Origin of the sequence: Candidatus Mancarchaeum acidiphilum, from assembly GCF_002214165.1 — an archaeon.
In the GTDB taxonomy this organism is placed as follows: Archaea; Micrarchaeota; Micrarchaeia; order Micrarchaeales; family Micrarchaeaceae; genus Mancarchaeum; species Mancarchaeum acidiphilum.
Genome location: NZ_CP019964.1, coordinates 819,758 through 835,625, shown reverse-complemented (window position 1 = coordinate 835,625; position 15,868 = coordinate 819,758). Strand labels below are relative to the sequence as shown.

Genomic DNA, 15,868 nt, shown 5'->3' with positions numbered 1-15,868 from the left:
TTGATTATAGTAATAAGCATTCAGTTACCGGTTAACCGTTACTTGTTTAACCGTTTCCTGATTTCAGTTTCCACGTTTTCCATATCTCTGCCCTTCTCCTGCTCTATTTTGTCAAGGTCCGCGCGCCACTTCTTTATGAGATCATCAATTCCAAAATACTTTGAGTATCTCCTGTAGGTTTCATACTGCTTCTCCGTTACCTTGAATCCTACTGTCTTAGTGTATTTCTCTGACGACTCACTTGTTTGTGGGCCAGAGTGCGAGTTCCCTGATATTAGACTGTCCAATCCCCTCTTCTTAATATCTGCCATTATTTCACCTTAAGTTTTTTCTCAAGTTCACTTGCAAGCTTAACATAAGCTCTAGAAGCGGATGCGTTTTTGTTGTATCTGACAGCAGGTGATCCTGCCATGGTAGAATCTGTTACTGTGACATTCCTTGGTATCACTGTTTTGAACAGATTCTTAGAATAATGCTTCCTCACATCCTCCAGAACTTCATTGGATGATCTGGTTCTCGCGTTAAACATCGTTATGACCATTCCAAGCAGTTTCAGGTTCCTTGAGAGCCTTGAGTTCACGAGTTCTACGACCCTCATGAGCTGCGTCAACCCCTCCAATGCGAAGAACTCGGCCTGCACGGGTATTAGTACGTAGTCGGATGCAACAAGCGAGTTGATGGTGAAGATTCCAAGACTGGGCGGTGTATCTATGATCACAAAGTCATATTTCCTGGCTATTCTCTTGAGCTCATTATCCAGGATGTATTCACGGCCAATCTTTCCAGTAAGTTCCACCTCTGCACCTGCGAGGTCGATGGTGCTCGGCACGATGTCGATTCCATCCTTTCGAATGATTGCATCTTCAATCCTGCCGTTGAGCATTACATCGTATATTGTATGCTTCTGGTCTGCTTTGTTTATGCCAAAATGAGTGGTCAGATTGCCCTGCGGGTCAATATCGACCAGTAGAACTCTGTGCTTTTCCGACAGCAATGCTCCCAGATTGGCTGCAGTGGTTGTCTTTCCGCAGCCTCCCTTCTGGTTGGCGATGGATATGATCATTGATAGAACTTGGAGGGAAAGAGTTATAAGTTTATGGTTAACCTGCTTGGAGTAACGGTTAGCGGTTAACGTCTTCAAAAATTGAGAATTATGGGACTTATTAGCTTATTGCTAATAATTACTGTCAAGCATAATAACCCCAAAACGGATACGGATGGAGGTAGTACCCTCCATAGAAACTTGTCCCGAATGGAGTGAATACGCCACTTATCGACTTGTAATAGTGGAAATAGACGGGGTGGTTTTGAATTTGGGCAACACCAGGTGATAATCCAACAGCGGGAACTACAGGGACTAAGAATATGAATGCCACGACAATGATCACAAGAATGGAGGTCAGCTTCCAGTTCATTGTTTGTACTTATGCAAGTTCAGGTTTAAATATTGTGCGCAACCCATATGGCAGTTACAAGTTCCACAATTGAGACATCAATTGGAGGAGCATTGATAGTATTCATTATTCTGTTCGTCATTTTCAAAGGGCTTGTGAAGGCAGGAGTCGAATTCGTTATAGGTTTGGCCATAACCGTATCATCTGCCCCATTTATGAGCCTCTATTCATCTGAGGCTCCTCAAGAAGGACCTTGAAGGAGTCAATGGTAGCAACAACCACGTTCTCTCCTAATCCAGTATATTTCTCCATTAGCTCTCTGTTCGGTACTATAATGATCATTCTCAGGTTAGTGCTCTTTATCCTGTCCTTCAGGTCTTCCATGTTGTGTTTCAGGCCTGTCTCTATCTCCACCATGAAGAAATCCGTCTCTATATCAAAGGCTCCTCTTTCGCCTGTGGTCGATATCCTGTTTACGGCTACGCCAAGCTCCGTGAGGATGTCTACTGCCTGGGACTGCATTCCTGTGTGCAGGTTAGAGAGATTTGGGCTCCTGGAATAGTACATCACTATGGGCTTTCCATCCCTGAGATACTTGACCCTTCCAACCTCGTTGTTGTTCTTCATCTCTTCAAGGATGGACTTTATCCTGAGCTTGGCAAGATCCTTTTCTATTCCATACTTCGCGGATATCTCCTTTCCCATTTCAGTTGCATAGGACATCCTCTCATTGAGAATGCGAAGAACCTCTGCCCTGTAGTCTATATCCTTCCCTCTCCCTCCGGCTTCCTCTTCCATCCATTCTGTTGATTCTGCTCTCACAGCCCAAGCGTGTTCCGAACCTACCACATCTGGGATTCAGTTTTGCGCAATTTACCACATCATTCCTTTTCTGCCAATTAATCGAATTACCTTCTTTGGTTAAGCTTTCTTTGCTATCTTGTTCTGTCTAAAAGAAAGGTTATCGCAAAGGAAAGCCCGTATTATTACCAATTGAAATTTTAAGGGCTTTCCTGCGAACCCCCTCCCCGCCGAGCGTAGCAGGTCTGAACGTAGTGAAGACCCGAAGTGTCCCGAAGGGACACGTAGCCCACACGTGTGAAACACGTGGGGGTGCGAAGCACAGGACACGGGGGGTCGGTGGACAGACCGAAGGGCTGGACAAATCAGGATAATAGGCTGTTGTGAAGCAATAAGTGAACGCCGAAGGCGGACACGTGCCTATACCTGATTAGACCTCCGAAACGAGCGAAGGCAAAAAGAGGGGGGGAATTTGGAGCGAAGCGACAAAGGAGGGGTGAATTTTTGCCGTAGCGAAAGCCAATCCTCCGTTCAGGAGGTCGGCGTGTCGTAGAGTGTCCTGTGCTTCGCACACGCTGAGTGTGTAACACGAACTGCGTGGGTGCGTAGCGAGGCGGGGGTTAAGCAATCTAAGGTAAGCCAAGTCTGCTGCGGAATGAAGGGTCTATCCCGTAATGGAGCAGTCTTACAGACTGCAGGTTAGGGTGGCTTACGCATGGATAGGGGCTTGATTGATTCAAATAATAAGAAAACAGATAAGATGTAGTAAAGAAAACTAATAGAATGTTAGATATGCCCTATCCAAATGATACCGGTGTAGGCGGAATAATCTTACTCGTGTATAGTGGGTGTCCCTGTTCCGCCGTTCATTACCTTAAAATCCTAACAACGTATTAGGATGTAGCTGTATGTAATACAGAAAAGCCAGTGAATTAATACGCTCTCTCCTCTCTTGTTCCTGAACAATTAGTATAGCATAAGTAATACTAATTGTTGTTTTCGTTTTCATCGGGTCGGTAGTAATAATATGAAAAAGTCAGTGTGGCTGAAAAAAGTATTATTATACTACATCATTTCAAAAAGCGTATCTGATGTTTTTGTATAACTTGATACTTTACGCCAATATTCAAAGGGGGGTAAATGAACTTAAAACCTTACCCTCATTACCGCTTTTCCGTTCGGAAGAACTGCCTCAAAGTCGTATCCATCGCTGATATACTGCTCTATATCGCTTACAGGTATGACCTTCTGCTTTGCTCCGTTGTCGCTCATCGCTCCTGCTACCTTGTCCCGTAATAATTGCTGAAAGTCCTCGTTGCTCACGCTTGCAAGGTCTATCTTGTCTATCTCTTCCTGTTTGTAGCCCACTGCTGATAATAGCTGTTGCTGTAAGAATAGCTTGGCGTTGTCCTCCGATACCTCGGATATTCTCGTTTCAAGAAATTTAAGGCATTTTCTGTAAGATTCCCTCATCTCATCGATAATATCTGGTGGCAATCGCTTGTTTGTGGAATATCTGGCTTCAATATCACCTTTGTGGCCCATAATGAACTGCCTCCAGGGATGTGATATGAGCCCCTTGGACTCCGCTATATCCAGTGCTGTTGAGAAGTATGCCCTCAGAACATAGGGGCGCATCTTCAACCCGGCCTGTTCTATGGCTTCCCTTATGTCCCTCGTTACCAGTGTTGTTCTCAAAAATGCGTTCTTTTTCGTGCCTCTGGAATCAAACTGCAACAGTGGCGATTCATACGTTAACTCCTCTCCCTGCTTCCTCCTCTCCTCAAGATATTCCCTGATGTAGGTCACTCCCTCTTCGCCAATAAAACTGAAATACTGGTGCCGTGTCTTACTGAGCCTGCTCTTCACCATTACCATAGCGGGAATATTATCGAACTGGATTTCATTGGACAGTTTCAGTTCCTTGAAGTCGCCAAGCCTGAGACCGTCTGAGCCCTCATAGTCTCCCAGAGACTCTGGCCTGAGGCCTGAGAATGCCATGATCGCTATGGCCACCCTGCCTCTTGAGGTGGCCTTTCTGAGGACTCTTGCAAGCTCTTCCTTGCTGGGAACCCGTTCGTTCGCTATCGTAGGAGTTTCATTCTCGCCGGATATGTTAACGGTTAACTGCAAACGGATATCGTTAAACTTCAGCCATGAGAGAATGACCTTCTTGAACCTTGCAATGTACGATCCTGCCTTGCCTTCTTTCTCCATCTTCCTGACAAAATCCGTAAACTCGTAGCGGAAATCCTTTTCATTTGTCCTGGCTCTAATCAGGATTTCCTTCGGGGTTGTTTCTGTAAGCTCGCAATAATGCCCCAGATTCCTCAGGGCTACCGTTGCCGTCAATACTGACTTTGCCCTGAGGTTCTCAAACCATCTACGCACGTCATCGTCAAGAAGCAGTTGCTGATACTTCGGCTGCATGGTCATGAGAACATAACGAGTGGTAGCATAAAAGGTATTCGATTAATAGTTTAAATGGACCGGTCGGGATTTGATTAATGTCTTAAGGGAATACTCTGAATCCTGATGAACTATGTCTCTTCAAGTGGGCCCTCCAAAGCCCTGGGAAAAAATACATCTAAAATATGTAGACTACCTGACGAGGATCATACTTACCGTTGCAGTAGGAATAATTGCATTCACTCCCATCAGAAGCTATTAACTGCCCCAGCCAGAGGTGGCTCAATCGAATGGCAGTATTCAAGATTTTGTGGGGTCTGCTGATTCAAACTGGATCGTGACATGATTAACCCCATACTTTGAAAGCAGACTCTTAATAGCAGCATTAGTTTTATCAAGTTCACCGATCTTCGTGCATGGAAGAACACTAAGATGTAAAGTAGCAACTCTCTGGTGTTGGCAGATGTCCCATATGTGAAGGTGGTGCGCATTCGGAAACTCTTTCTTGATCCTGTCCTCAACTTCCCTTACACTTACCTGCGAACCTTCCATGAGCATGTTGAAATTTCTTCTGAACATATTCCTGTTTCCATACAGTATGATCAGGATAACTGCATAGCTTCCAATATAACTCAACGATGGCCCGATAAAATATTCTGAAGCAAGAGAGAACACCAGTGTGACTAATATTATTTCAAGATCCTGGAGGGTGTGTATGAACATAACCCTGAAGTTTGATTTCTTATCTCTCTGCATGGTAAACGCCGCCAGCAAAAGCAATGGAACGGTAACAATTGAGGATACAACCGTAGAGGCCGGTGATCTGATTGCGTTTGTCAGAAGAAGCTGAGTGGTCATTAATGCTGAGTAAATAGCCATAGCCACGAAAAGGAGGATGACTGTTGCATTCAGTATAACTTCAACTCTGTGGAAACCATAGGAGTGATATTCATCACCAGGTTTTCGCGCTATTCTGTTCACTAGGAAAATGAATGAAATGGATAAAGCGTCAACCACCCTGTCCGTCGCAACGGACAGCGATAGGGGATTTCTCGTCTGGAAATATGAATACAGGAATATACCAAGTATTATCCAGTATATTGAAGCCGTAAGGAGATCCCTATATGGCGTGTTACCCTGGTTACTGCTCATTTTACCTCTTGCATATATATTACAGCAATTTATTTAATCATTTGACAACCCATTGCTTGACGTGAAATATTCTTTAGTCCAGAGATAGAAGAAGATGCTTATTATTAACATGGGCAGGCCGGTATTTGGGTCTGTACTCAAGATTCCCAGTATACCAAGACCCTGGAAAACTATCCACGAAAAGGATGCAAGAATGCCAGAAAAAACATAGCCATAGGACTTTCCAAGTATCCATCCAGCGGCAGATGCCAGAATAAGAAAAAGAGTCACAATGTCTGGCCATACTGGCGATTGGGTGAAATAATACTGAAATTCATTTGCAAAATTCAGTATTCCCGATGGAGACGGCATCGGCATAAATATCACTGACATGTTCCCCAAATAGCCATTAGACGGCATAAGTTGTACAATTAATGATGGTATGAATATCAGGCCTCCGAAAAAATAAGATGATTTACGTATCATTCCGCCGCGATTTTTCGATGATAGAAGGAGTATTAGAGATGCGTAGACATAGATTAATACAGAGCCCGGAAACCCGGTAAGAATGGTAGCTCCCGAACCGAAAGTGCCTCCGAATCCTTCTCCAAAAATCCAGATGGAAAATCCCCATAATATGGCTATCATTTGTGTTAAAGAGTATATCTTTCCTCTGTTTTGTGTTAAAAGAACTCCACCTATATATAACTGGATCAGGGAAGATGCAACATCAAACACAACAGGATGCATATTCCACAAAGAAAGGGCAAAGGTTGAAACATAGCCGGTTATTCCCCCTGCGCTGATGTTAGGGGCAATTATCATTGCAGCGAAGTATTCGTTCATCCCGGGTTGCATCTGCAGGAGTGCGTCAAGAATCCACAAGTAGCCGAATGAAATTCTTAAAAAATGAATGAACTTGTCCCCCTCTTGGTATTTGTGTTTTCTCCACCAAATGAATAGGTAAAATATTAATGGTATAGTACCTATAGAAAATTCTGCGTAAAAGACGTCCAGCGTACCGGAACCGAGCTTCAGGTAAAGGTCTTCTGAATATATATATGAAAGAACAAAACTTGAGACAAAAACAAGAAATAATGCCAGAAGTCTTTTAAAAAAATTTTGCATGTTTATGGAGTTCCGGTTCGTCGATCACTGCTGGAAATCATGTATAATATAGAGGCATAGGCTACAATGGTAAAAATGAATCCTAAGGACATGAGGAAAGAGAATATGTTGTTCGTAAATCCGGAGAACATGAATTCAAGGCCTCCGATGCCGGCGGTGAGTATGGATATGGATGCCACGGCGCTTAACGCTGAAAGCCTGTAGTCACCCGCCATTGCAAATACAAAGAAAATCATCAAGGACACCAGTCCGATAAAAATTCCTAGCATCATGTGAACCATGAGTTCCGGTACGGAAAACATTACCTGCATCATTCCATACATGAAAAAAGATTGACCAAAGGATGGGAATACGGCAAAAAGATTCATCCACATTCCGATTACGAACTGAATAATCAGCAAAAAGAATTCCAGCAGTATCAGGTTCACACCTAATCTTGACGGGGTGCCCATGCGGTTTCTTCTCGTCGCGTCATAATTCATTTTTATCATCTCCGGGCTTAGAAACAACGACCCAATCCATCACAACTGATGATCCTGAATCTACCACATCAAATGATCTCGTGATTTCCTTCCACTCATCCTTTGGAACGCCAAGGCCGTCTTTCCTGAACAACTTTGTTACGCTGATGAAACCTCTTGAGCCTGTTTTCATAACGCGCATCATCTCATCCACTGCCCCCCTGTGGTCAAGCATGCAGCAGAGGAGGCCGTTTGAAAAGAGAACATCTATTGATTTGCTTTGTATGTATGGAATACTGGCTGCAGAAGAAGCGTATGCCTTGATGTTCACCATGCCAAGTGCACCAGCCCTGTTCTGGAGTCGCGTCACAGCGGCTTTATCACCATCCACCGCATGAACAGTGCCGTTTATTCCTACCGCTTCCGATAGCATGGTCGTGAAGAATCCGGGGCCGCTTCCAAGATCGAGCGCGGTCATACCACGTTTCACGTTGGTATTTATAAAATCGTGTTGGGGTCTTGACATGTATTTTCTGATGGGAAAAAGCATTATTCCCGGTCTGAAGTGTCTATCCTGTTGCTGTGACATAATCTCTCTTCTCCTTATCCTTGAACGGAAATCTCTCCGTACATACCCATCTGTGCATGCCCCGGAATGAGGCATATGTAGTAGTAGTTCCCACTGGAACTGAATGTCACCGTTAGGTTTGAGGCAGCGTATGCCTGATCATTGGCATTCGCCGAAGTTCCAGGTAGCATGGGACCTATTGCAAGCCAGCTACCGTTACCACCGCCTTGGTATCCCATCATTCCGGAGCCTGAATCCGTACCAGATCCCATCATGTTGCCCTGCATAGGCATGTAGCTATATGGCGGACTGTTGGTGGTGATAGCAGGCATGTGAGTAATGTTGTCCATGTTTATGAACACAAAATGAACCGTGGTGCCCTCCCTGATCACTATATTTGGATTGGCCAGTCCATAAATTAACCAGAAATCCCCCTGCCCGGGGTACCATGTGGGTGCAGCCTCAACGATGAGGGTTACGCTCTTCGAAGTCACGTTTATGGTATTGCTGCTGTTGTTGACGGCAACACCTGCTGGAACTGAATTCATCCTATTGAATGATGTATTGTTCACTATGAAGATAGAATTGGCACCGCCTCCAGGCCCCCCGGAGCCAAAGCCGCCAATTCCAGAACCGTACATTACAAACGCAGCCGCTGATATTGCGGCGAAGACTAGGACTGCAATAATGATGACAGAAACAATGGTGGTTACGGATGCAAAACCCCTGTCCGATTTCGCCTTTCCCGTATCTATTCGTTCCATAATTCTCATCTCCTGGGCTGCCATGAGACAATGGCAGTTCTCATGGAAGGTGGCTCTTGAATCCGGCTTCTCATGCCCTCCAGGATTTCCTTCAGTCGTTGCATGTCTGCAGGCTTATCCCTGATACTCAGGAGGTCGGAAAGCAGTGTAATGATCTTGGCAGGTTCCATCACTGGCCTGGACATACGCTTTTCCTCTATAATCGCAACATTGGCTATGATGCCCATGTTCAGGAGCATTGGATAAAGATCAGAAAAAGTGAGCATCACAGGCACGGGTTCTGTAGGACGGAAAACTTGCCAGATATTTCTTAAAAACTCAAGTGGCTGGTCCACATGAACAGACAGTATACATTGATTCCTTGCAGACCTTTCCATGGCATGGATAAATTCCATAGGATTTTTGGAGAACTGAATGACAAATGATGCGAAGACTACCTCCGCGGTCAGGGCCTTATCTACAGGCCACGAAGACGGGACTACATTTATTCCGGACGATAGACCACTGCTTGCTATAGCCTCCTTCAGATGTCTGCGCATCTCATCACTGGGTTCAACTGCGGTTACCTTTATTCCATCCTGTGCAAGAGGGATGGCAAATCTACCGACGCCTGCGCCTATGTCGATAACTGTGCGTTCAGGGCCGACATGTCCGATCACTGCCTTGTATAGCGGTGTTGCCCTTGGATCCATCTCATTGCTAGACCTGTTGAGACTGTCCGCCATTATTTTCATGAAGGGCGAAGATAAAACTGTGCTTATCCAATCGTTATCATTCACGCCGGACACCTCAATAAACTTTGTAAAGTCAAGTAATACACTCTTCACTCATCAGCGAATGAATCCACAATACCCTTAAGTTTTGCTTCAACTTCGCTCATGAAACTCTCCATTTCCTCAGATTCCTCCGTGTGGAGGGAGTCAAACATTTCTCTGGGCAGCTGAACAGATACTTCCGTATGATTCTCTGCTTCCTTTACTATCAAATGGCATGGAATAATTGTTTCAACCCGTGTGTCAAGAGAAAGTGCCCTGTTGGCGTAACCGGCATTGCAAATATCAAACGTTCTGAGATTAGGATATTCAAATCCCTTTGACCTCAAGATGTCGCTTGTCCTGATCTCAGATAGTATTGAGAAACCATTTGGTGGTACGATCTCTCTTATCTTGTCACACACCTCATCGAAGGAATGCTTTGATTTGACTCTGTATTCAGTTGCCATTATTTCACCTTGACAAAATTTCATTCTTCATGCTTAAATACTCTTCCTTTGCGATTTCTCCTCTTGCATACCTCTCATTCAGTATGCCCAGTGCAGATTTAGTATCGTCTGCTGGGAGGTTTTCCTCACCACCGTGGCTGTGCATGTGTTGCTTTCCCATATCATTTCCTGCATTCTTCATACATCCACAAGACATATTTACGAAATTATGCAAATGTATAAAACAATGCCTTATTCAATCTGTAAATTTTGGTAAGTATATGCATACACAATGATAAGTTACCTTATAGAGTGAGACCATTCGTCTTCTATGTGGGGTACAAAAGAGCAGAGAGTTGTCAGTAGGTTAGTGAGAATCCCTTTACGCTGAGATTACCAAATCTTCCTTTCCTGATGGAAATACCCTGCCTGCCTTTATCTATAGCATGCCATACAGCTTTGCTTATGGCCAACGTGAATTTATCTGTTCTGATTATTTCATATGAGGATGGATCATTGATGCTGCCAAGAATTCTTATATTAATTTCAGCTTTCAATTGGCACATATTATCGGGGCAAGGGCCCTTTTCTTCGCTCAACTCCAAGACGAGATATTTTCCTTCTGCAATCTTTACCACCCCATTTCCCAATTCAACATTCCCCTTCCCAACAGATATTAATTCTGAAATGTTGGAATTTCTGCCCGTCTGGTCATTTTCAGACCTGTCAAACAGCGAACCCCTCCCGGTAGGGGAATCTCTTTTCCCATTCATAATTAATTATAATTCTTCTCAGTTATTTATAATATAACTGCCCAAACTGTCCAGAACACTACAATGTACTAAACATTATGAGAACAGTTTGAGTGGAAATACCTCATGCCCCTTTTCATCTGTATTTGTTTCTACTGATGTCCGGAATTTTCCTCGAGAATTACCTCTCCTCTTTTCTTAAGGTCTCTCTCACAGTTCGGACAGCACACATAATATGTCTTTCCCCTTATTTCTAATGAGATCGGATTGTCCTTGATCTCCTTTCTGCAGTAATCGCAGTGGATGCCTTCCGCCCTGGTCATGTTTTCATTCACCTCCCTGGAGGTTGCTATTTCAACTCTTTTTATGTTTGCCTTCTTTATCTTTATAAGGTCCTCATAGTACAGGATTATCATATAGGATCCATCTATCAAACAGAAGCGTTCCAGGATAATATTTTCTGGTATATTCTCTAAATTGTCGGTGTATACAAGAACCATATCTATTTCTTCATCGGCAAGAGAGATTGTGAATTTTTTGATCCTTCCGCTTGATACTATGGAGTCCAGAGCCTTCTTGGCTGTAAGCCTGCTTGTACCCAGTTCCCTTGCTATGTCAACTATACTCATCCTGGAATTTCTCTTGAGTAATAATATGAGTCTCTGTTCCAATTCAGAAATGTTTCTTCTCATAATGTAATGATTTTACTCAACTACTTTAACATTATGAATGGTAATAATATATGTATCGCATCACAATTCATAACTATGGCAACAGATGTGATATGCGGAATGAAAGTGAAAGAGAACACTGACCTGAAGAGTGAGTTTCAGGGAAAAACGTTCTACTTCTGCAGCAGCCACTGCAAGGAAGAATTCGACAAGAATCCCCTGAAATATAGCAGGTAAGGAGAATAAACATGCCAACTGATCCAGTGTGTGGAATGTTTGTACCGGAGGATACTGACCTGAAGTCGGTAGTCGACGGGCAAACATACTATTTTTGTTCAAAAACCTGCCAGCAGAAGTACTCATCTCCTGAGACCGAAGCCAGGAAGCTCAAGCGCAGACTGATTGTTGGGTGGTCACTTTCTATACCAGTTATAGTTATCACATATGGTTTTTCACATTCCATTTTTTACCTGAATTATCTTCTCCTCATCCTGACGTTGCCTGTCCAATTCTATTCCGGCTACGGATTCTATGAGGGTTCATATCATGCATTAAAGAGCAGATCGGCAAACATGGATTTGCTAGTTTCCTTGGGAACTCTTACTGCATTCGTGTTCTCCGCCTATGTAACAATCGCTCGACCAAGCTCAATTCCACCTTCCGAGGTGTATTTTGATGCATCGTCTTTCATCGTGACTCTTATTTTAACAGGTAATTTCATTGAAAACCTCACAAAGGTGAAGGCAAACAGAGCAGCCAGCAAGCTAATTGGAATGATACCTAACGTTGTCCACTACATCGCCAGCCTTGGTGATATCACTGACAAGAAGACCGATGAGATAAGACCGGGCGATAAAATATTAGTAAAGCCTGGCGAGGTGATCTCGGTCGACGGAATAATATATGAAGGCAAGAGCGAGGTGGACGAATCCATGCTCACTGGAGAGCAGGAGCCTGTTCTGAAGTCCGCCGGTCAGGTTGTGGCATCAGGCACTAAGAACCTTAACGGTGTTATTCGAATAAACGTAACCAGGACTGGAAAAGACAGCACGGTGAGTCAGATATACGAACTCATACAGAGAGCGAGTTCCGGCCGGGTCAAAGTTCAGAGAATTGCCGATGTTTTCTCCTCGGTATTCGTTCCCATCGTTATTTCATCCGCTCTTGTGGCTTCGCTTTTCTGGTACTTCTATCTTTCAAGCGTAGGATATCCGCTGGCGCTTGAAATAGGCATCCTTGCTTTTGTTTCTGTCGTGGTTGTCGCCTGCCCCTGTGCCATTGGCCTTGCTGGACCAATTACTCTACTCATCTCGTCCAACGTATCTTCTGAGAACGGCATAATAGTGAAGAATGTAAGTGCGCTGGATAGATTGTCAAAATCAACACGGGCCGTTTTTGACAAGACCGGAACACTTACCGAGCCGGATCCTGTGGTTACAGGAATTTCTGTCTCTCCTGCCGACTCTGAGGAAAACGTCATTGCACTAGCAGCTTCTGTTGAATCAGCCTCAAACCATCCAATCGCAAGAGCCATAGTTGCGTTGGCCGAGAACAAGAAGATTCCTCTATTCGAAGCGACGGAAATTAAGGAGATTCCCGGCGTAGGGATTACAGGCAGGGTAAATGATAAGGAAATCAGGGTCTCAAGAGCAAAGAAGGAAGGGGGATCGACCGTATCAGTGAATGTTGATAACGAGGAAAGGGGGTTCATTTCACTTTCCTACGTCATCAGGAAGGAAGCCGTTTCTGCCATAAAAGGCCTCAGATCCATGGGAATTAGGTCTTCAATGATAACCGGGGACTCCATGGAAGAAGCAAGAAGAGTGGGAAATCAGCTTGGAATCGATGATATTCACGCCGAGGTGCTTCCTGCAGACAAATCAGAAATAATAAAGAAATATCAGGCAGCAGGGGATCATGTAATTTTCACTGGAGATGGAATCAACGATACTGTGGCTCTGGAAACAGCCGATGTCGGAATTGCCATGGGTTCGGGCACCGATATCGCAAGGGAGAGTGGAGACATTATACTCCTCAAAAACGATCTCAATGATGTGGTATATGCCAAGATCATAGGCAAAAAAACCATAGGGAAGGTCAAGCAGAACATTGGATGGGCGTTTGGTTACAACACTGCATTAATCCCTGTAGCCGGAGGGTTACTTGTCCCACTGTTTGGCCTGTCGATCTATTCATTTCTGCCCATACTTTCAGCACTTGCCATGGGGATGAGTTCCACATCCGTGGTTCTTAATTCACTTCTGTTGAGACGCAACGTATCAAAGCTTATCCAGAAATATGAAAAAGGAGTGGTGGTAACTTGAATCAAACAATGAATGCTATGGCAAATGGAAACTGGTTTGTAAGGAATATGGCCGGATATAAAGTGATTATGCGCGTTCTGTTTGGGGTGGTATGGCTCGCCGATGCATGGCTCAAATGGCAACCCGCATTCTTCAGTGGGTTCGAATCCATGATTCAGAGCTCAATGATTCAGCAGCCGTCCTGGATGATGCCGTGGTTTCAGTTTTGGATCAATGTAACGTCCTATGATCCGTACCTGTTTGCATTGCTTATTGCTTTACTTGAGACTCTGCTTGCGTTAGCAATACTATTTGGTTTATTGAGGAAAATAGTCTATTTCCTTGGGGCAATCTTCAGCTTCTTTATGTGGTCCGTACCAGAGGGTTTCGGCGGTTTTTACATATACGGTGCGACCGATATAGGCACAAGCATAATTTATGTGCTTGTATTTCTTCTGCTCATACTGATAAACGGCGCCTTTGGAACAAGCAAATATAGTCTTGATTACTACATAGAAAAAAAATACAGGAATTGGTCCAAGCTGGCGGAGATTAATTCTGGCGAAAAATAAGAAAAATCACACATATTTTTTAACCCTATCTCCATAATTTTTGGTAATATGTCACTGAGGTGCATTTGACCGCTTCTGCATCTCCGTAATTGATAGAGTAGAGTTCTGGGCAATGCCAGAACTCTACTCTATCAAAAATTCAAGGAATTAAAACTTGAAGGAAAGGTCGAGATCTGCTTAATATTATAATGGTATATGTCTTGGATGTTTAGCTCAGTAAATCACGCCGAGATATGTATAAATATTCGTTGTGACTAAAGTATAATACTTATGTCTCAACAAAAGTTTGTTGACAGGATCGAAGAAATGAAAATCCTGGAAAGGGCCATGTCTGCGAAAGGGCCCTCACTATTCATCCTTTATGGCAGGAGAAGGGTTGGGAAGACCGAATTGATCAGCAAGTTCCTAGGCACCAGGGGTGTTTATTTTCTTGCAACTGCAGAGGGAGACAGGGAGAACATAAACAGCTTCAAAGCCATTATGTCAAAGTTCCTGGGTGATGAAAGCATCCTTATGGCTAATTTCGACGACTGGCACTCTCTTTTCACTGTTCTGACTTCGAGCAGTTCATTTCAAGCGAAAGCACGTGAATCAAAGATCATAATTGTCATAGATGAATTCCCATATCTCATAGAGGCTAACAGGGCAATACCGTCGGTATTCCAGAAGGTATATGACACCGTACTGAGGGAGAAGAACGTAATGCTGATTCTTTCAGGCTCTTCTATCAGCATGATGGAAAATGAGGTGCTTTCTTACAGGAGCCCTCTTTACGGCAGAAGAACAGGCCAATTGCAGTTACGACCACTGAAGTTCAGATACTTGTCAGAATTCGTGAATTATGGGTTCGAAGATTTATGTAATACATACTTTGTATTTGGCGGCATACCAGATTACCTCCTGAAACTTGATCCTGATACGGGATTCTGGGAAAACGTTTCAAAAAGCATCATTTCAAAAGGAGCGCCCCTCTACGAGGAGGCAGATTTTCTTCTCAGAACTGAATTTAGGGAACCTAGGAATTACATGCTGATTCTCAGATCCATTTCATACGGAAATCATACATTGGGGGAGATATGCGCCTATTCCGGTCTGGACAAGAGCATGGTATCAAAATATCTGGACGTGCTCATGTCACTGGGCTTAGTTATTCCGGAGAAACCTTTTGGAGCTTCTGAGAAATTTAAGAGAAGATTAAACTGGATATCCGACCCGTATCTGAAGTTCTGGTTCAGGTATGTACTGCCACACAAGAGCGAGATTGAGAATTCTCGCAATGAAGAGATTCTTAAGATCATAGTGGATGATTTCCCCACTTTTGCGGGTGAGCAGTTTGAGAACCTCATGAAGGAGCTCATATTGGAAGGGATACTGGGCAGATCATTTGATACGGTTTCCAGATGGTGGGGCAGGAATGAGTCCAACAAAAAGGGCAGGGACGTTGAGGAGATAGATATCGTTGCATATTCCGAAACACGAGGAGAATTGCTTTTCGCTGAATGCAAGTGGACAAACAGCCCAGTTCCCATAAGTATAGTTGAAGCCTTAAGGACAAAGTCGGAAACACTGAGAAAGCAGTACCCCGGAAAGAAATATAGCTATGCTGTGTTTTCTAAGAGCGGATTCAAATGGACACTGCAAGAGCCAATTAGTGATGTGATTCTTATGGATCTTTCAGACATAGAACGCGAGATTTACAAGAAAACATAGGGA

Annotated in this window: 20 protein-coding genes; 5 read left to right on the top strand and 15 right to left on the bottom strand. The window is 43.8% G+C overall.

What is annotated here, in order from left to right:
* Positions 1 to 38: 38 nt before the first annotated feature.
* The 3 genes from Mia14_RS04365 to Mia14_RS05090 are packed head-to-tail and all read right to left on the bottom strand — an operon-like array spanning position 39 to position 1,376.
* Entirely contained in the window at positions 39 to 311 is a 273-nt protein-coding gene (locus Mia14_RS04365; protein WP_088820469.1) for a hypothetical protein, read from the bottom strand.
* On the bottom strand, positions 311 to 1,141 hold the full coding sequence (locus tag Mia14_RS04360) for a ParA family protein (protein WP_232780216.1): 831 nt from the start codon (positions 1,139 to 1,141) through the stop codon (positions 311 to 313). Before Mia14_RS04360 ends, Mia14_RS04365 begins: the two co-directional genes overlap by 1 nt.
* Before the next feature lie 46 nt (positions 1,142 to 1,187).
* Positions 1,188 to 1,376 (bottom strand): hypothetical protein, encoded by a 189-nt coding sequence (locus Mia14_RS05090; RefSeq protein ID WP_157891471.1) that lies wholly within the window; start codon positions 1,374 to 1,376, stop codon positions 1,188 to 1,190.
* 71 nt (positions 1,377 to 1,447) lie between these two features.
* Here Mia14_RS05090 and Mia14_RS05085 point away from each other — a divergent pair, with 71 nt between their 5' ends.
* Positions 1,448 to 1,651 (top strand): hypothetical protein, encoded by a 204-nt coding sequence (locus Mia14_RS05085; RefSeq protein ID WP_124216918.1) that lies wholly within the window; start codon positions 1,448 to 1,450, stop codon positions 1,649 to 1,651.
* On the opposite strand, the gene Mia14_RS04355 is transcribed toward Mia14_RS05085, so the two are convergent.
* The 12 genes from Mia14_RS04355 to Mia14_RS04300 all read right to left on the bottom strand — a co-directional run bounded on the left by Mia14_RS04355 (position 1,608) and on the right by Mia14_RS04300 (position 11,301).
* A complete protein-coding gene (locus tag Mia14_RS04355; RefSeq protein ID WP_124216917.1) occupies positions 1,608 to 2,243 on the bottom strand; it encodes a hypothetical protein in 636 nt (211 codons plus the stop codon). The two genes, Mia14_RS05085 and Mia14_RS04355, sit on opposite strands and share 44 nt — an antisense overlap.
* Positions 2,244 to 3,341: 1,098 nt before the next feature.
* A complete protein-coding gene (locus Mia14_RS04350) occupies positions 3,342 to 4,631 on the bottom strand; it encodes a site-specific integrase (RefSeq protein WP_088820466.1) in 1,290 nt (429 codons plus the stop codon).
* Between the two features lie 273 nt (positions 4,632 to 4,904).
* Positions 4,905 to 5,756, bottom strand: coding sequence for a cation diffusion facilitator family transporter (locus Mia14_RS04345; RefSeq protein WP_088820465.1), 852 nt, complete (start codon positions 5,754 to 5,756; stop codon positions 4,905 to 4,907).
* Between the two features lie 33 nt (positions 5,757 to 5,789).
* Entirely contained in the window at positions 5,790 to 6,863 is a 1,074-nt protein-coding gene (locus Mia14_RS04340; RefSeq protein WP_088820464.1) for a hypothetical protein, read from the bottom strand.
* A gap of 2 nt (positions 6,864 to 6,865) precedes the next feature.
* Positions 6,866 to 7,345, bottom strand: a complete 480-nt coding sequence (locus tag Mia14_RS04335) for a hypothetical protein (RefSeq protein ID WP_088820463.1) — start codon at positions 7,343 to 7,345, stop codon at positions 6,866 to 6,868.
* Entirely contained in the window at positions 7,335 to 7,850 is a 516-nt protein-coding gene (locus Mia14_RS04330) for a class I SAM-dependent methyltransferase (protein WP_157891470.1), read from the bottom strand. The genes Mia14_RS04335 and Mia14_RS04330 overlap by 11 nt, the downstream gene beginning before the upstream one ends.
* 77 nt (positions 7,851 to 7,927) lie before the next feature.
* Positions 7,928 to 8,680, bottom strand: a complete 753-nt coding sequence (locus Mia14_RS04325; RefSeq protein WP_124216916.1) for a plastocyanin/azurin family copper-binding protein — start codon at positions 8,678 to 8,680, stop codon at positions 7,928 to 7,930.
* On the bottom strand, positions 8,662 to 9,435 hold the full coding sequence (locus tag Mia14_RS04320) for a class I SAM-dependent methyltransferase (RefSeq protein WP_124216915.1): 774 nt from the start codon (positions 9,433 to 9,435) through the stop codon (positions 8,662 to 8,664). Before Mia14_RS04320 ends, Mia14_RS04325 begins: the two co-directional genes overlap by 19 nt.
* A 44-nt stretch (positions 9,436 to 9,479) precedes the next feature.
* Positions 9,480 to 9,878, bottom strand: coding sequence for a DUF302 domain-containing protein (locus Mia14_RS04315; protein WP_157891469.1), 399 nt, complete (start codon positions 9,876 to 9,878; stop codon positions 9,480 to 9,482).
* Between the two features lie 4 nt (positions 9,879 to 9,882).
* The gene (locus Mia14_RS04310; RefSeq protein ID WP_232780215.1) at positions 9,883 to 10,059 is read right to left on the bottom strand and encodes an SHOCT domain-containing protein; all 177 of its coding nucleotides are present in this window, start codon (positions 10,057 to 10,059) and stop codon (positions 9,883 to 9,885) included.
* Between the two features lie 157 nt (positions 10,060 to 10,216).
* The gene (locus Mia14_RS04305) at positions 10,217 to 10,630 is read right to left on the bottom strand and encodes a hypothetical protein (protein WP_088820457.1); all 414 of its coding nucleotides are present in this window, start codon (positions 10,628 to 10,630) and stop codon (positions 10,217 to 10,219) included.
* A gap of 131 nt (positions 10,631 to 10,761) precedes the next feature.
* Positions 10,762 to 11,301, bottom strand: coding sequence for a TRASH domain-containing protein (locus tag Mia14_RS04300; RefSeq protein ID WP_088820456.1), 540 nt, complete (start codon positions 11,299 to 11,301; stop codon positions 10,762 to 10,764).
* Between the two features lie 33 nt (positions 11,302 to 11,334).
* Here Mia14_RS04300 and Mia14_RS04295 point away from each other — a divergent pair, with 33 nt between their 5' ends.
* The 4 genes from Mia14_RS04295 to Mia14_RS04280 all read left to right on the top strand — a co-directional run bounded on the left by Mia14_RS04295 (position 11,335) and on the right by Mia14_RS04280 (position 15,865).
* Entirely contained in the window at positions 11,335 to 11,517 is a 183-nt protein-coding gene (locus Mia14_RS04295) for a YHS domain-containing protein (RefSeq protein ID WP_232780214.1), read from the top strand.
* Between the two features lie 11 nt (positions 11,518 to 11,528).
* Positions 11,529 to 13,604 carry a heavy metal translocating P-type ATPase gene (locus Mia14_RS04290; RefSeq protein ID WP_088820453.1) on the top strand — a complete coding sequence of 692 codons (2,076 nt, stop codon included), beginning with the start codon at positions 11,529 to 11,531 and terminating at the stop codon, positions 13,602 to 13,604.
* Positions 13,601 to 14,155, top strand: a complete 555-nt coding sequence (locus tag Mia14_RS04285; RefSeq protein WP_088820452.1) for a DoxX family membrane protein — start codon at positions 13,601 to 13,603, stop codon at positions 14,153 to 14,155. Before Mia14_RS04290 ends, Mia14_RS04285 begins: the two co-directional genes overlap by 4 nt.
* Positions 14,156 to 14,425: 270 nt before the next feature.
* A complete protein-coding gene (locus Mia14_RS04280) occupies positions 14,426 to 15,865 on the top strand; it encodes an ATP-binding protein (protein WP_088820450.1) in 1,440 nt (479 codons plus the stop codon).
* Positions 15,866 to 15,868: the final 3 nt, after the last annotated feature.

Excerpts from the sequence above, each read along its gene's own strand:
- Mia14_RS04365 (WP_088820469.1), bottom strand. The coding sequence starts at position 311 with ATGGCAGATATTAAGAAGAGGGGATTGGACAGTCTAATATCAGGGAAC.
- Mia14_RS04350 (WP_088820466.1), bottom strand. The coding sequence starts at position 4,631 with ATGACCATGCAGCCGAAGTATCAGCAACTGCTTCTTGACGATGACGTG.
- Mia14_RS04345 (WP_088820465.1), bottom strand. The coding sequence starts at position 5,756 with ATGAGCAGTAACCAGGGTAACACGCCATATAGGGATCTCCTTACGGCT.
- Mia14_RS04340 (WP_088820464.1), bottom strand. The coding sequence starts at position 6,863 with ATGCAAAATTTTTTTAAAAGACTTCTGGCATTATTTCTTGTTTTTGTC.
- Mia14_RS04335 (WP_088820463.1), bottom strand. The coding sequence starts at position 7,345 with ATGAATTATGACGCGACGAGAAGAAACCGCATGGGCACCCCGTCAAGA.
- Mia14_RS04330 (WP_157891470.1), bottom strand. The coding sequence starts at position 7,850 with ATGTCAAGACCCCAACACGATTTTATAAATACCAACGTGAAACGTGGT.
- Mia14_RS04325 (WP_124216916.1), bottom strand. The coding sequence starts at position 8,680 with ATGGCAGCCCAGGAGATGAGAATTATGGAACGAATAGATACGGGAAAG.
- Mia14_RS04315 (WP_157891469.1), bottom strand. The coding sequence starts at position 9,878 with ATGGCAACTGAATACAGAGTCAAATCAAAGCATTCCTTCGATGAGGTG.
- Mia14_RS04310 (WP_232780215.1), bottom strand. The coding sequence starts at position 10,059 with ATGAAGAATGCAGGAAATGATATGGGAAAGCAACACATGCACAGCCAC.
- Mia14_RS04305 (WP_088820457.1), bottom strand. The coding sequence starts at position 10,630 with ATGAATGGGAAAAGAGATTCCCCTACCGGGAGGGGTTCGCTGTTTGAC.
- Mia14_RS04300 (WP_088820456.1), bottom strand. The coding sequence starts at position 11,301 with ATGAGAAGAAACATTTCTGAATTGGAACAGAGACTCATATTATTACTC.
- Mia14_RS04295 (WP_232780214.1), top strand. The coding sequence starts at position 11,335 with ATGAATGGTAATAATATATGTATCGCATCACAATTCATAACTATGGCA.
- Mia14_RS04290 (WP_088820453.1), top strand. The coding sequence starts at position 11,529 with ATGCCAACTGATCCAGTGTGTGGAATGTTTGTACCGGAGGATACTGAC.
- Mia14_RS04280 (WP_088820450.1), top strand. The coding sequence starts at position 14,426 with ATGTCTCAACAAAAGTTTGTTGACAGGATCGAAGAAATGAAAATCCTG.